Source organism: Nostoc sp. 'Peltigera membranacea cyanobiont' 210A (assembly GCF_002246015.1).
GTDB lineage: Bacteria > Cyanobacteriota > Cyanobacteriia > Cyanobacteriales > Nostocaceae > Nostoc.
The window spans coordinates 156,297-170,994 of record NZ_NOLJ01000003.1 but is presented as its reverse complement, the minus strand read 5'-3'; the positions used below and the strand labels follow the sequence as shown (position 1 = coordinate 170,994).

Annotated in this window: 16 protein-coding genes and 1 pseudogene; 6 read left to right on the top strand and 11 right to left on the bottom strand. The window is 43.9% G+C overall.

The window, feature by feature from the left end:
* The first annotated feature begins 172 nt into the window (after positions 1-172).
* Positions 173-1,009 (top strand): SPFH domain-containing protein, encoded by an 837-nt coding sequence (locus CDG76_RS09920; RefSeq protein WP_094348878.1) that lies wholly within the window; start codon positions 173-175, stop codon positions 1,007-1,009.
* A 3-nt stretch (positions 1,010-1,012) separates the two neighbouring features.
* On the opposite strand, the gene folP is transcribed toward CDG76_RS09920, so the two are convergent.
* Complete coding sequence (gene folP / locus CDG76_RS09915; protein WP_094348877.1) at positions 1,013-1,873, bottom strand: dihydropteroate synthase; 861 nt, start codon at positions 1,871-1,873, stop codon at positions 1,013-1,015.
* A gap of 52 nt (positions 1,874-1,925) precedes the next feature.
* Positions 1,926-2,657 (bottom strand): triose-phosphate isomerase, encoded by a 732-nt coding sequence (tpiA, locus tag CDG76_RS09910; protein ID WP_094349385.1) that lies wholly within the window; start codon positions 2,655-2,657, stop codon positions 1,926-1,928.
* A 185-nt stretch (positions 2,658-2,842) separates the two neighbouring features.
* Between tpiA and CDG76_RS09905 the strand changes: the two genes are divergently transcribed.
* Positions 2,843-4,324 (top strand): GTP-binding protein, encoded by a 1,482-nt coding sequence (locus CDG76_RS09905; protein WP_094348876.1) that lies wholly within the window; start codon positions 2,843-2,845, stop codon positions 4,322-4,324.
* 63 nt (positions 4,325-4,387) lie between these two features.
* On the opposite strand, the pseudogene CDG76_RS36030 reads toward CDG76_RS09905, so the two are convergent.
* The 3 genes and pseudogenes from CDG76_RS36030 to hisF form a co-directional block, all read right to left on the bottom strand.
* Positions 4,388-4,495, bottom strand: a pseudogene (locus tag CDG76_RS36030) (IS5/IS1182 family transposase); the annotation flags it as partial.
* 474 nt (positions 4,496-4,969) lie between these two features.
* Complete coding sequence (locus CDG76_RS09900; protein ID WP_094348875.1) at positions 4,970-5,161, bottom strand: hypothetical protein; 192 nt, start codon at positions 5,159-5,161, stop codon at positions 4,970-4,972.
* Between the two features lie 99 nt (positions 5,162-5,260).
* Positions 5,261-6,034, bottom strand: coding sequence for an imidazole glycerol phosphate synthase subunit HisF (gene hisF / locus CDG76_RS09895; RefSeq protein WP_094348874.1), 774 nt, complete (start codon positions 6,032-6,034; stop codon positions 5,261-5,263).
* A gap of 244 nt (positions 6,035-6,278) precedes the next feature.
* Between hisF and ruvB the strand changes: the two genes are divergently transcribed.
* The 3 genes from ruvB (at position 6,279) to CDG76_RS09880 (ending at position 9,671) form a co-directional block, all read left to right on the top strand.
* The gene (gene ruvB, locus CDG76_RS09890) at positions 6,279-7,379 is read left to right on the top strand and encodes a Holliday junction branch migration DNA helicase RuvB (RefSeq protein ID WP_094348873.1); all 1,101 of its coding nucleotides are present in this window, start codon (positions 6,279-6,281) and stop codon (positions 7,377-7,379) included.
* Positions 7,380-7,503: 124 nt separating this feature from the next.
* Positions 7,504-8,307 carry a tetratricopeptide repeat protein gene (locus CDG76_RS09885; protein WP_094348872.1) on the top strand — a complete coding sequence of 268 codons (804 nt, stop codon included), beginning with the start codon at positions 7,504-7,506 and terminating at the stop codon, positions 8,305-8,307.
* 92 nt (positions 8,308-8,399) lie between these two features.
* Complete coding sequence (locus CDG76_RS09880; protein WP_094348871.1) at positions 8,400-9,671, top strand: glycosyltransferase; 1,272 nt, start codon at positions 8,400-8,402, stop codon at positions 9,669-9,671.
* 46 nt (positions 9,672-9,717) lie between these two features.
* Here CDG76_RS09880 and CDG76_RS09875 read toward each other — a convergent pair whose 3' ends face one another.
* The 5 genes from CDG76_RS09875 to CDG76_RS09855 form a co-directional block, all read right to left on the bottom strand.
* Complete coding sequence (locus tag CDG76_RS09875) at positions 9,718-10,536, bottom strand: phytanoyl-CoA dioxygenase family protein (RefSeq protein ID WP_223265195.1); 819 nt, start codon at positions 10,534-10,536, stop codon at positions 9,718-9,720.
* A complete protein-coding gene (locus CDG76_RS09870; RefSeq protein WP_094348869.1) occupies positions 10,529-11,917 on the bottom strand; it encodes a cytochrome P450 in 1,389 nt (462 codons plus the stop codon). Before CDG76_RS09870 ends, CDG76_RS09875 begins: the two co-directional genes overlap by 8 nt.
* A 74-nt stretch (positions 11,918-11,991) precedes the next feature.
* Entirely contained in the window at positions 11,992-12,807 is an 816-nt protein-coding gene (locus tag CDG76_RS09865) for a TIGR01548 family HAD-type hydrolase (RefSeq protein ID WP_094348868.1), read from the bottom strand.
* A gap of 44 nt (positions 12,808-12,851) precedes the next feature.
* Positions 12,852-13,322 carry a DUF29 domain-containing protein gene (locus CDG76_RS09860; protein WP_094348867.1) on the bottom strand — a complete coding sequence of 157 codons (471 nt, stop codon included), beginning with the start codon at positions 13,320-13,322 and terminating at the stop codon, positions 12,852-12,854.
* Between the two features lie 61 nt (positions 13,323-13,383).
* Positions 13,384-13,848 carry a DUF29 domain-containing protein gene (locus tag CDG76_RS09855; protein ID WP_094348866.1) on the bottom strand — a complete coding sequence of 155 codons (465 nt, stop codon included), beginning with the start codon at positions 13,846-13,848 and terminating at the stop codon, positions 13,384-13,386.
* 136 nt (positions 13,849-13,984) lie between these two features.
* Here CDG76_RS09855 and CDG76_RS09850 point away from each other — a divergent pair, with 136 nt between their 5' ends.
* A complete protein-coding gene (locus CDG76_RS09850; RefSeq protein WP_094333099.1) occupies positions 13,985-14,284 on the top strand; it encodes a 30S ribosomal protein PSRP-3 in 300 nt (99 codons plus the stop codon).
* A gap of 21 nt (positions 14,285-14,305) precedes the next feature.
* Here the strand turns inward: CDG76_RS09850 and CDG76_RS09845 are convergent.
* Positions 14,306-14,698 (bottom strand): WD40 repeat domain-containing protein (locus tag CDG76_RS09845; RefSeq protein ID WP_442946371.1); only part of this gene is annotated, 393 nt, incomplete at its 5' end.

Genomic DNA, 14,698 nt, shown 5'->3' with positions numbered 1-14,698 from the left:
ACGCATTCTGCAAAACAGTCTTACTTAGAGAATATGTACAAAACTTGTAGCGACTCGACATCGCTACTGGTGTTGATAAAATTACAGACTTAAAACATTAAACTCAAAGATATGACAAGCTAGTACCATATCTTTGACACTAAATTCTCCCCAAAGCTGAATAGGAGCATACATGGAGCCAATTATTGCTATAGTTTTAGCCCTTATAGGTTATGCATTAGGTTCTGCAAAACTGATTAATCAAGGAAATGAAGCCTTAGTCGAACGCTTAGGGCGGTATCATCGGAAACTTAAGCCGGGGCTGAACTTTATTGTTCCTTTGGTAGATCAGATTGTCATGGAAGATACTACACGAGAGCAGTTTACAGACATCAAACCTCAGAATGTAATCACCCAAGATAATATTTACGTAGAAGTGGATGCTATTGTATACTGGCGGATTCGAGATATCGAGAGAAGCTTTTACGCGATTGAGGATCTGCAAGGGGCATTAACACAGATAACCACAACTACGCTCCGAGAAATCATTGCCCAAAATACCCTAGAGCAGACCAATGTCTCTAGAGCAGAGATGGACTCAGCTATCTTAGATCAGTTGAATCATGTAACGGCAGATTGGGGAGTTGAGATTCTCCGATTAGATATTCAGAGAATTACTCTACCTGAGAGTGTCCGAAAGTCTAGGGAAGAAGAACAAGCCGCCGTCATCAAAAAACGGGCACTGATTACCGAAGCAGAAGGGGAAAAAGAAGCTGCGATTAAGAAAGCAGAAGGAACTATGGCTTCAGTGCAAATCATTTCTCAAGCTCTACGTTCCAATCCCGACAGTAGGGATATTTTGCGGTATCTTGTGGCTCAAGATTACGTAGATGCTAGCCAAAAACTTGGTGAGAGCAATAATGCCAAAATTGTCTTTGTAGACCCAGCCAACTCAAGTGAAATGTTTCAGGAGTTGATAGCCGAGTCGATAGTTACAGAAGGTAACGGCAAAAAAACCGAAGAACGGTAATACTTAAGATTTAGGCTGTGCGGCTTGTCTCAGTAGGGCATCAGCTACTAATGAAACATCGCGCATTTCTTCAACATCGTGAACTCGGAGGATATCAGCGCCATTAAAAATAGCAGCACAACAAGCTGCTGCCGTTCCCCAAACTCGTGCTTTGGGATCTGGTTGATTTAAAATCCGACCAATGAAACTTTTACGAGATGCTCCTACCAAGATAGGGCAGTTGAGTGTTGTTAGCGATCGCAAACCGCGAAAAATTTCTAAATTTTGCTCATAGTTTTTAGCAAAACCAATACCAGGATCGATAATAATTTTATCCAAGTCAATGCCCGCAGCAGTTGCTGCCTCAATTTGCCGAGCCAAAAAACTATAAATCTCACCGAGCAAATCTTGATAATCAGTCTGTTGTAGCATTGTTTGTGGTGTTCCTCGGATGTGCATTAAAATCATCGGCACACCTAACTCTGCCACTGTTGCCAACATTTCTGAGTCAAAAGTGCCGCCAGAAATATCATTAATAATATCGGCTCCAGCTTCTACAGATGCCTTGGCGACAGCAGCACGGGTTGTATCTACAGAAATCGGGACTGAAATCTCTGGTCTTAGCACCTGTAATACCGATAGTACCCGGTCAAGTTCCTCCACCAGAGTTATTTGCTTTGCCCCTGGTCGAGTTGATTGACCGCCCACATCAATTATGTCAGCACCAGCAGCCACCAGTGCTTGCGCCTGTACTAAAGCGGCAGAGGAAGTGTTAAACTCACCCCCATCACTAAAGCTATCGGGCGTTACATTTAAAATGCCCATCAAATAAGTCCGCTGTCCCCAATCGAAACAGCGTCCTCGAATTATCAAGTTCCTTGGCATAAATCTACATTAGGCATTCCCATGCTCTGCATGGGAACGAGAAAAAAGCACATCACACTGACTTAAAATTCACAATCCGAGCGAAACTCTCAGGTTCCAGACTTGCACCTCCTACGAGGACACCATCAATTTCTGGTTGAGCCATGATCTCATCAATATTATTTGGCTTCACTGAACCGCCGTATTGAATTGATACATTTGGATTAGTCAACTTGCTACGAATTAAGCCAATTATTCGATTAGCTTCCTCTACTTCACAAGTGTCACCAGTGCCAATGGCCCAAATCGGTTCATAGGCAATCACCAAATTATCCTGATTGATATCTACCAAGCCTTTGTCGATTTGCAGAGCAATCAGAGATTCAGTTTCTCCCGCATCTCGTTGTTGTTTACTTTCGCCAACACAAAGAATTGGAGTCAAACCAAACCTTTGAGCAGTTCGGAGGCGCAGATTAACGGTGGCGTCCGTTTCCCCAAAGTATTGCCGTCGTTCGCTATGACCGACAATCACAAAGCGCACACCGCTTTCCGTCAGCATCGGGCCAGAAATCTCACCCGTATAGGCTCCATATTCTTCCCAATGGATATTTTGTGCCCCCAGTTGGATGAGGCTACCGTGCAAGGTCTTGGACAAAACACTTAAATCAGTGAAAGGAGGACACAATATCACTTCTCGCCCTTCGGGGGTTTCCTCTAAGTGGGGCAGAAATCCTTGTAAAAACTCCTGGGTTTCTGCCTGGGTTTTGAACATTTTCCAGTTGCCGGCAATAACGATTTTCCGCACAGGTAATTTAGTCAAGATCCTAACGCGTTATATTTAGATGCATTTTTCAGTTTATGACTTTTTGTTAGCCATTAGTCTACGAGTTGGGCATTGGGCATTCCTTATTCCCCACTCCCCTCTCAAAAATAACTAGGATAAGAGACAGGGCTAATTTAAAAATCCCAAATTTCAAATCTCAAATTGATATGACTTCGACATTGCCCGTGCCTGAACCTCATCAAAGCGATTCCGCGAACACTGACGCAAATTCTCTCAGCTGGGAGGAAGAACTGGATAGTGCTATTTTCAGTTTTGAAGACATTCAGACGGAACTGAACTATAAACAAGCACAAACAGCGTTGCGAAACTTGGTAGCCAATCTCGACCTTACTCCCCAGGAAAAAACCGGGTTAGAGACGGAAATTGCTGAGTTGGAAACCATGCTGGGAAAATTAGACCGCATGGTAGTGCAAATTGCGACTTTTGGCATGGTGGGACGTGGTAAGTCTTCTCTACTCAATTCTTTGGTTGGGCAAACGGTATTTGAAACTGGGCCGCTACACGGTGTCACCCGTACTGCCCAAACAGTTAATTGGAGTATTAGCGAGGAGATGATTGGGGAAACTGAACGGGCTTTGCGTGTCACTCTCCCTGGTGTAGGTCAATCGCAGGTGGAATTAATTGATACTCCTGGGTTAGATGAAGTAGATGGTGCAACCCGCGCCGCCTTAGCTGAACAGATTGCAAAACTTGCAGATTTGATTCTATTTGTGATATCTGGCGATATGACAAAGCTAGAATACGCTGCCCTTTCTCAGTTGCGGGAAGCAGGTAAACCGATCATTCTGGTGTTTAACAAAGTAGATCAGTATCCCGAAGCAGACCGGATGGCAATTTATCACAAAATCCGGGATGAAAGGGTACGGGAATTACTCACACCTCTAGAAATTGTCATGGCTGCGGCATCGCCATTGGTGAAGACAGCGATTCGTCGCCCTGATGGTACGAGGGGCATACAGTTACGTACAGGGAATGCCCAAGTCGAGGAACTGAAGTTGAAAATATTGGAAATTTTGCATCGTGAGGGTAAAGCCTTGGTTGCCCTCAATACCATGCTTTATGCCGATATCGTAAATGAGCAGTTGATAGAACGAAAACTGATGATTCGGGAACAGAATGCCAATCAGTTGATTTGGAAAGCTGTGATGACTAAAGCATTAGCGATCGCACTCAATCCTGTAACTGTGGTAGATATTCTGAGTAGTGTAGTAATTGATATTGCTCTGATTTTGGGTTTATCTAAACTCTATGGCTTCTCCATGACCGAAGCTGGGGCTGTACAACTGCTACAAAAAATCGCCTTGAGTATGGGCGGTATCGGTGCTAGTGAATTGTTAGCAAATTTAGGCTTGAGTGGATTAAAAACTTTACTTGGGATCTCTGCAACAGCTACGGGTGGCATTGCGCTAGGCCCTTATATATCGGTAGCAATTACCCAAGGAGGAGTAGCTGGTGTTTCTTCTTATGGTATTGGACAAGTTACCAAAGTTTATTTAGCCAATGGTGCAACTTGGGGGCCCGATGGTCCGAAAGCAGTAATTAATCGGATTTTGGCAAACTTGGATGAGAGTTCAATTCTTAACCGGATTAAAGATGAATTACTCCACAAAGTAAAACTCAAAAAGTGATGCATCAATAAGCTTTGGTTAGCCATATTTATGCTTAGAGCTAGCTGATTCGTCAAGAAAAGCTTAAGGTGCCATTCGCTTTACCATCAGACGAATCAATGAGCCATAAATCATTGCTTCACTTAGCTTTGTGTACAACTCATAATCCTTACTCAAACGCCGAAATCGATTGCGACATCTAATTTGTGAATGTACAGGTGCGCTACCAACTGCGCTATGACCGCTGATCTCGACTTTATCCAAAACTAAGAACTTGCTTCTCTTGACATGGCAAAACCCTAGCTTTTTGGCAAAAACTTTTTCAATACCACTAATTCTCGGTGAAATCGAAAAAGTAAAACTACTGTCACACAAAGCTTTCAGCGCTAGCTTGGACGTTGCTTAAAAATGGATAATGTCGAGCTTAGAGGATGTTTTAAAAGGGTTTTTTGCTCTCATGATTAGCACAGCCAAGCATTTAAGTATATGGCGAAAACCCTAGTTTTTCGTTGTACTTACCGTAGTCCAGAAGGCAAAAATGATACTTTCTGGTACTTTTAAAACATCTTCTTAAAATCAGCTATATATAATTACTTAGTTATTATTAACTTTGTCAAGCTTTCTGGAAACTAAATTTTAAATATCTCCTCTTGCACTCAGGACTCTCTAGGATACTTGCAACAAATAGGTCATACAATGCCCCATCAAAAAGTAAACTACTAACATTGCAGCAGCAGCCAGAGCAACCAATGTACCAGCCAACATTAGAGAAAATTCTTTACTCTCGTAGGCTTTTTCCATTAAGTGCAGCGACCACGCTACCAAGGCTACATCAAAAAGTAAAATAGGAAGCAACATATTTCTTAATATTTGTTAATACTTGTAAAATAATATTAACACCCTTTTCAGGAAGTGTGTCTAACCTTAGATGGATGTCATTAAATGGTAAATGGTGGATCAAGATAATGTTCTGACTGGCACGTTGCGATCGCGCAAGTAACTTTTAATTTCTGCTACGCTTAACTGTCCGTAATGTAACAGTGATGCGAGTAATGCGGCTTCAGCTTTGCCTTCAGTTAAGGCAGTGTAGATATGTTCACAATTACCTGCACCACCAGAAGCAATAACTGGAATTTCTACAGCATCGGCAATTGCCCGTGTAATCTCGATGTCATATCCAGCTTGGGTTCCATCAGCATCCATACTTGTAACTAGCAGTTCTCCGGCCCCCCGTTTTTCAACTTCTTGTGCCCAAAGTAGAGCATCTAAGCCTGTGTTTTCCCTGCCACCCCGCACATACACATCCCAACCTGGATTTTCCGGGTTATTTCTGCGTCTGGCATCAATAGCAACAACTATGCACTGATTACCAAAGCGATCGCTGGCCCGATTAATCAAGTCTGGATCGCGCACCGCCGCAGAATTAATACTAACCTTATCTGCGCCGGCTCGTAACAAAGCTTTAACATTTTCTAAGGATTGAATGCCACCACCCACAGTCAATGGAATAAAGACCTGTTCGGCAGTGCGGTAGACCACATCTAAAATTGTAGCTCGGTCTTCATGAGTAGCTGTAATATCCAGAAATACTAACTCATCAGCACCGGCTTCGTTGTAAACCTTTGCCAGCTCTACCGGATCGCCTGCATCTTGGAGATTAACAAAGTTAACTCCTTTTACAACTCGTCCCGCCTTCACATCTAAGCACGGTAAGATTCTTTTAGATAACATAATAACTTTTGTATTTCTGGGTAATTGACCGGAATTTAAATTTTAAATTGGCGCGGGTATTCTCAACCGAAAATTTTCATGGGTATTGAGTATGGGGCATGGAGAAGAGGACAAGGGGACAAGGAGAATTGGGGACAAGGGTCTAATTTGTCACCCTGCCTCCCCTGCCTCCCCTGCCTCCCCTGCCTCCCCTGCCTCCCCTACTCCCCCACTCCCTTGTCCCTTAAAAGTAGATAGCTGAATTATGGCGATAATCTCCTCGAAAAAACAGCCTCCAGAACCCAACGGAGAACCAAAGCAGCGTCGAGAGTCGGCGAAAGCACCATCCACAGAAAATATTTTGAAGCCTGAAGCTGCTATTGATGAGCAAGAACAGCAAGAAGAAGGTATTCGACCACACCGATTTGCTGATTACATTGGGCAAAAAGATTTAAAGGATGTGCTAGATATTGCCATTAAAGCAGCTAAGTCTCGTGGTGAGGTACTGGATCACTTGCTGCTGTATGGGCCGCCGGGATTGGGCAAAACCACAATGGCAATGATTTTAGCATCGGAAATGGGGGTAAATTACAAAATTACCAGTGCGCCAGCCTTAGAACGTCCACGAGATATTGTTGGGCTACTAGTGAACCTCAAGCCAGGGGATATCTTATTTGTGGATGAAATTCATCGCCTCTCGCGGATGACGGAGGAAATTCTCTATCCAGCAATGGAAGATTATCGCTTAGATATTACAATTGGTAAGGGTTCCAGCGCTCGGATCAGAAGTTTGCCACTGTCAAAGTTTACTCTAGTAGGGGCTACAACTCGTGTGGGTGCTTTAACTTCGCCACTGCGCGATCGCTTTGGTTTAATTCAAAAACTCCGATTTTACGAAGTTGACGAACTGACTCAAATTGTACTGCGAACCGCTCAATTACTCAAAACCCCCGTTACCGAAGATGGTGCCACAGAAATTGCCCGTCGTTCACGCGGAACACCACGTATTGCTAATAGGCTACTGAAGCGGGTACGTGATTATGCGGAAGTAAAAATATCTGGGGAGATTAATGAAAACATTGCATCTGAGGCATTGCAACTATTCCAAGTAGATCCTTGCGGTTTAGATTGGACAGACCGCCAGATGCTGAGTGTGATAATTGAACAATTTAACGGCGGGCCAGTGGGGTTAGAAACAATGGCAGCAGCAACGGGTGAAGATACCCAAACAATTGAAGAGGTATACGAACCTTACCTCATGCAGATTGGGTATTTAACTAGAACTCATCGTGGGAGGATGGCGACAAAGGCTGCATATAAGCATTTGGGATTCACACCGCCTAATGAACAGTTGTCATTATTGTAATTATGGGCATTAGGCATTGGGCATTGGGCATTGATACTCGTAAATGAGCCTTTGAACTCCATTCCTCTGCCCCATACTCAATGACAAATGACAAATGACAATAGAACAAATTAGGTAAACTTAGATGATTAAGTTGATTGGTATTTTTCTCAGTCTGTTAGTTGTGTTTGGCTGGGGCACACCAGTGATGGCACAATCTCAGCCGCCCATTACTCAAGAACAGTTAAAACAAGGTGATGAGTGGGCAAATCAAGCGTTTATAGCGACGAATCAAGGTGATTTTGCGACGGCTGAAACTTACTGGACAAAGATTATTGAGCAATTTCCCACGAATGCCGGGGCGTGGAGTAACCGGGGAAATTCGCGGGTGAGCCAGAATAAGTTACAAGAGGCGATCGCAGATTATAACAAAGCCATAGAACTAGCGCCAAATGTCACCGATCCATATTTGAATCGGGGCGCGGCGTTGGAAGGGATGGGAAAATGGGACGATGCGATCGCAGATTATAATCGTGTTCTAGAACTCGATCCTAAAGATGCGATGGCATATAACAATCGCGGCAATGCCACAGCAGGTTTGGGAAAATGGTCAGATGCGATCGCAGACTACAAAAAATCTAATGAGATAGCCCCAAATTTTGCCTTCGCCCGTGCTAACTACGCTCTCGCTCTTTATGAAACAGGTCAAAAAGAGCAAGCAATCCGTGAGATGCGAAATATTGCCCGTAAATACTCCAAATTTGCTGATGTGCGTGCCGCCCTCACAGCTGCATATTGGGTGAATGGAGAACAAGGTGAAGCCGAAAGCAACTGGGTAGCAGCTTATGGACTTGATAGCCGCTATAAGGATATTGACTGGGTAAAAAATATCCGCCGTTGGCCTCCCAGCCTAGTTACAGCTTTAGATAAGTTCTTGAAAATCCAGTAGGTACTTCTTTCTAACTCAACAAAAATTCCTTTTCTTTGCCTATCTACCTGTTTTCTGGTATACATCATTGTAAATATACAGAAACAGCATTTATGACTCATTTTGGGCTGATCTGTCCAGCAACAACTGGTCATCTCAACACTATGATTCCCTTGGGTAAAGAACTCCAAAAGCGGGGTCATCGCGTCACCTTATTCGGTATACTTGATGCTAAATCCAAGACACTAGCGGCAGATTTAGAATTTCGGGGCGTTGGTGAGTCTGAATTTCCGAATGGAGCGATCGCTGAATCGATAACTCAGTTAGGTAAACTGAGTGGACTCGCCGCACTGCAATATACCGTCAACTTCCTCAAAGATCAGGCGGCTGTTATGCTCAGAGATGCACCAACAGCAGTGAAAAAAGCAGGTGTGGAAGCACTTTTAGTAGATCAAGTTTCACCAGAGGGAGGTTCTGTTGCAGAATTTCTGGGCATTCCTTTTATTACAGTTTGTAGTGCTGTGGTACTGAATCGAGAACCGAGCGTCCCACCTTATTTTAAAACCTGGGGCTACAATCCAGCTTGGTGGGCGCGATTACGTAACCGAGCCGGCTATACATTGCTGATTCGCACCGTAAAACCCATTACAGAGGTGATCAATCAGTATCGCCAAGAGTGGAAATTGCCCCCACAGTTTAGCTCTAACGATCGCTATTCCCAACTAGCTCAGATTAGTCAACAGCCGTCCCAATTGGAATTCCCAAGGGAAAATTTACCTCAGTGCTTCCATTTTACAGGCCCTTATCATAGTCCAACTGGTCGGGAGCTTCCTGATTTTCCTGATGAAAAATTGACCGGACAACCATTTATTTACGCCTCAATGGGGACTTTACAAAATCGCCTATTGGGAATTTTTAAATCTATTGCCGAAGCTTGTAATGATTTGGATGCCCAACTAGTGATTTCGTTAGGTGGTTCTGCAACTCCAGAGTCTCTGGGAAGTTTGCCGGGAAATCCTCTGGTTGTTGGTTATGCACCCCAATTGGAATTGCTTAAAAAAGCGTCTCTCACCATTACTCACGCAGGTATGAATACTACTTTAGAGTCCCTAAACAATGGGGTACCAATGGTAGCAATACCAATTGCTAATGACCAGCCAGGAGTAGCAGCACGTATAGTTTGGGCTGGTGCTGGTGAATTGGTGCCGCTGGCTCGCTTGACTGTTCCCAGATTGCGAAATGCTGTACAAAAGGTGTTGACGGAAGATTCTTATAAAAAAAATGCAGTTAGGTTACAAGAGGCGATTCAGCGAACCGGTGGCGTGAGTCGAGCCATTGATATTGTGGAACAGGCCGTATCTACAGGAAAGCCTGTTGTTTCTTAGGAAATGTCTAAAACAACTTTTAAGATATTTTCAGCATTTTTTTTGACTAGTCGTTCCAATTTCCGGCACGGATTCTTTTGACATCCTTATAAAGGGCTGACTTAAATTCGTACCCAAGTAGCTGTTTAAGCTTTGGACTGGCACGATCTAAAACTTCCTGCTGCATATCATGCAATGGGTTTTCAAGGGGACGAACATACTTAGGAGCATAGTTACCAAGGATTGACACTCTTGGTTGGTCAGTAGAATTAACAGAGGTATCATGCCAACAAAGACCGTGGGAAATCACCACAGAACCAGCCTTGCCAGTTACTTTTTCACCCGTTTTTGAAAATTGCACTAAGTCAGGTGGGCTGCAAAGCTTCTGACTATCTGGAGCGAAAACAGGGGCACCATTCTCCTGCGTGAAATCTTCAACCATCCAAATTACTTGAATCTCCATCACAGGATAAGCTGGAAATGGCGGCTTCATAGTCCAATAAGGATAGTCTACGTGTACTCCCATATTTGTTGCACCAGAGTTGAGGATATGAGCCGAGAAACCACCGAGAGTCACATCACTACCCAAAATGGCTTCAATGACTGCGATCACTATTGGATGCTGCACCATCAACTCGAAGATTTCCCCTTTGTAGACTAAGCCATAGACTCGTTCTCTTTGGTCGTCAAGCAAAACTTTTCCTTGCAGTTTCTCCTTTTCGGCTAGTTGTAAAACAAGCGATCGCGCTTCTTGTGCCTGTGTTGGATTTAACACTTCAGGAATCAGGACATAACCTTTTCCTGTAATAATTTCATCTACTAGACTTGCAACATCTTTCATGGTAAATGCCTCCCTGGCGATCGCATTCTCAAACTTTCTAAACAAAACTAGTCTCTCGAACTACCTGATTTTGCTGGTGTCTCCCCTTCACCACCATTTGCACACCTCCTGCTGGGCTAAATAGCAAACCCTTACGTACTGGCTGCACTGGTTTGCTATCAGCCAGTTCCATCTCCCAGTGAGACAGCACTGTTGCCAACACCAGTTTCATCTCAAACAAGGCAAATGCCATTCCAATACAGCGACGGTTCCCGCCACCAAAGGGTAAATACTCATAAGGAGAAAATTGCCGTTCCAGAAAACGCTCTGGCTTAAATTGCTTCGACTGTGGATATAAATCTTCTCGATGATGGGTCAAATAAATAGAGGGAATCAGCAAAGTACCAGGCTCAAAGTTGTATTCCCCAATTTGTAGCGGTGATTTGACCAATCGATTTAGTCCCGATACCGCTACTGGGTAAAGTCGTAGGGTTTCAGAACAGACAGCATTCAAATAAGGCAATCGGAAAATAACGTTTGGATCTGGTTGTTCACCTAATTTATCTAATTCTTGTAGCAGTTTTTCCCGCACCTGTGGCTGATGATGAATCCAGTAAAGCGCCCATGATAAGGAAGTTGCTGTAGTTTCATGACCAGCGACTAATAGAGTCATCAGTTCATCACGTAATTCCAAGTCTGTCATTGGCTCTCCGGCTTCATCACGAGCAGCCATCATCAAAGATAGAATATCAGTCCGAGATGGATCGGGTTGTGCTTTGCGTTCTTGAATCTGGGCGTAGATAAGTTGATCGATTTGCTGCCGTAAACGCAAGTATTTCCCCCAAGGGCTCCACGCGCCTAAATCCTGTCGCATTGCTGGGAAAAGAAGCAGAATTGTTCTTAATATAGGGATTTTGGGATTCAGGATTGCAATCAGGAATTCATGGAGTTTCTCGTAACGTGGCCCATCTTCTAGACCAAATACAGCCTTCAAAATTACTTGGAAAGAGATTGCTTGCATTGATGACAGAACTGCAAAGTTTTCTCCAACCCGCCACTGATTAGTTACTTGCTCAGTGATACCGCAGATTAATTCACCATAAGCTAGCATTCGTTCCCCATGTAAGGGTGGTGTCAATAGCTTTCGTTGTCGCTGATGAGGCTTTCCTTCCAGCGCCAGTAGTGATTGGCGTCCTAATAAAGGCGCTTGAATCCCTGCTGACTCACCAGAGTCTAACTGTTTTGGATCTGTAGTAAAAATTTGCCCAATCGCCTGGGGATTGCTAATAAAAACTTGAGGAGCAACATTTTTTCCTAGCTGAAGGGTGAAGACATCACCATAACGTTTAGCACAGTCTTCGATGTATTCTAAGGGATTAGTAAGCCATTGATACATCTGTACCCAAGGGTGAGTTTGAGGGCCGTTAGGCAGTTTAAGTGCAGACATTTTTATTAATTTCCCAATGATTGGAGCAAGATTGTTATCAGCCAGTCATTCATGCACCCGCAGCTTGATTAATCTTAGAACACAGTTTGAGCAGATGAGCTCACCAATTCTTGAATCTGCCTCGGAGTCAATTCTTCCACATTACGCAAAACTACTGCTGCTCCTGCTGCTATTAGTGTCTCACTGTAAGCATCACTACGCGCTGTTGTTTCCTGCACATGGGGTGGTAAAACCCCCACTCCAATCCAAGTGTGAGCAGAATCTAAACTCCGCGCTTTCTCGACGGTATACATATCTGCTACCGTATCTCCCACATACACGATCGCTAATTTTTGCTCAATTCCATTATCTAACTCACGAACTGTAGCGAAAAGTCCCGTAGGGTCAGGTTTCCCTGGCGCATCTTCCATTGCAATCAACACTGGAGATTCCAAGCCCAGGCGTTTTTCTAAGACATAGTTAGCGGAAGCACGAGTTGCACCACTAAAAAATCCCCAAGCAATGCCGGCTTGGGTAAGTTGTTCTAAATAGCTAGGTTGTAATAATAAGGGTTCATTACAGATATACCCAGTAAAATTATTTGAGTCTGGGCCGCGGTAACGCGATTGAAAAAAAGCAACGATCGCACTGTAATCTAATTGCAGTTGTTCGCGCGTCTGTCCTTGGGTTTCAAAGTAGCGGAAAATTAATTCCTGCGATGCTTCCCAATCGTTATTCCACACGCCTTCAGACTTCAACTGGTCAATATCTAGTGGGGTTGGACGATATGCTTGGGTAGTAAAATATTCTACGGTATCTGCGATCGCCCGGCGATAAGAACCGCTAACATCGCGCACAACGCCATCAATATCGAAAATAGCGATCGCTTTTACAGAAGTGGGTTGAGTCATGGGGTAGGAAGCAAAAGAGTTTTACATCATCATAAAACGTGAGATCATGACTCAGGTAAAAAATCGGGGTCGAGGGCTTGCTCTGGCGTGAAGGGAGATTTTTCTGGGAAGATAGCGATCGCTAATCCAGTTTCAATTACAGCCAGTCGTCTAGCGGTTTGATAGCTTTCGTCAAAAACCTGATCAAAGTAAGGTTTCAAACTTGGACTTTCCTGAAGTGCTTTTTGGACTCGTCTGCGGTGTTCCAAAATTGTGTACTGCCAACTTTTTGAGCGCCTTTCAGTTTGAATTTGATATTTGAGCAGATGCATCAGCAAGACTTCCAGATTGCTCTCCAATGCCCGCTTTTCACTTCTGCCCATCGTTTCAATTTCTTCAATCAGGTTGTCTAAGTCCAGTTGTGTGAAATTCTTTTGCTTGAGCAGTTCTGCCGTGGTTTGAATCCACAGGTAAAAGTCTTGCTCGTACAAATCTGAACCAGATGTTGTTTGAGATTGGGGCAGTTGGGCAGTCACGTCGCTTCGCTCCGAATTCAAAATTAACAGCAAAATCTTCTCAATCAAGGTGTGATTATGGCTAAGGTAAAAAATCAGGATCGAGGGCTTGCTCTGGCGTGAAGGGAGATTGTTCGGGGAAGGTAGCCAAATGCAATTCAGTTTCATCAGCAGCCAAGAGTCTAGCATCGTCATAACACAGCCCAAAAACCTCATCAAAATATGGTTTGAGGCTAGGACTTTCTTCTAAAGCTTGTCTGAGGCGTTTGCGATGCTCCCGAATTGTTGCTCGCCAACTACCAGAGCGCTTCTCGGCTTGATATTTATACTTCAATAGATGCATCAGCACCACTTCCAAATTGCTTCTTAGTGCTTTCTTTTCACTCCTGCCCATTGTTTCAATTTCATCAATCAAATTCTCTAAATCCAGTTCTGTGAGCCGACCTTGCTTGAGCAGTTCTGCTGTGGTTTGAATCCACAAGTAAAAGTCTTGCTCATACAAATCTGAACCAGATGTTATTTGAGATTGGGGCAGTTGAGCAGTCATAAGCATCTCTTTTAGCGCCGACTACACCTTATGCTAGCCCAATCCAATTACTGTTTGGTCATTTGATAGGGTATTGCGTTAAAATAAGCGATCGCTATCCTTGTTAAATAATGCCCGGAAATTCCCGGAGGTGTGATTGACCAAGTTTATTTTGAAAATTCTGTGGTTAGACGAGAACGTTGCTCTCGCAGTGGATCAAGTTGTAGGCAAAGGCACCAGTCCCTTGACTAAGTACTTTTTTTGGCCCAGAAATGATGCCTGGGAAGAGTTAAAGAAGGAATTAGAGTCCAAACATTGGATTACTGACCTGGATCGTGTCGAGTTGCTTAACAAAGCAACAGAAGTGATTAACTACTGGCAAGAGGAAGGCAGAAACCGTCCAATGGCAGAAGCTCAGTTGAAATTTCCTGAAGTTGCCTTTACAGGTAGCGCTTGATATTACAAATTAGCTATTGTCCTATTCTACAAGCTGCCACAGTTTGATAGTCTTGTCCCGGCTGCCGCTTGCAATTAATTGTGTAACTTTGCTCACAGCAACAGCAGATACTGTGTCTACATGACCAGAGAGAGTAACAATCTCTTCTGCTGTGCTTACCCTCCAAAGTTTAACTGTTTTGTCGCAACTTGCACTTAGGAGCGTTTCACCATCGGCAGTAAAAGCCACAGCCACCACAGACCAAGAATGGCCTACAAGTGTGCTAATTAGCTGACCAGTGTTTACCTCCCACAATTTAATCGTGTTATCATCACTACCCGTCGCCAAAATTTGACCATCTGGACTAAAAGCGACTGTCAGAACCGCCCATGCATGACCCGAAAGGGTGCTTAACAAGCTATAGCATGGGCGGTT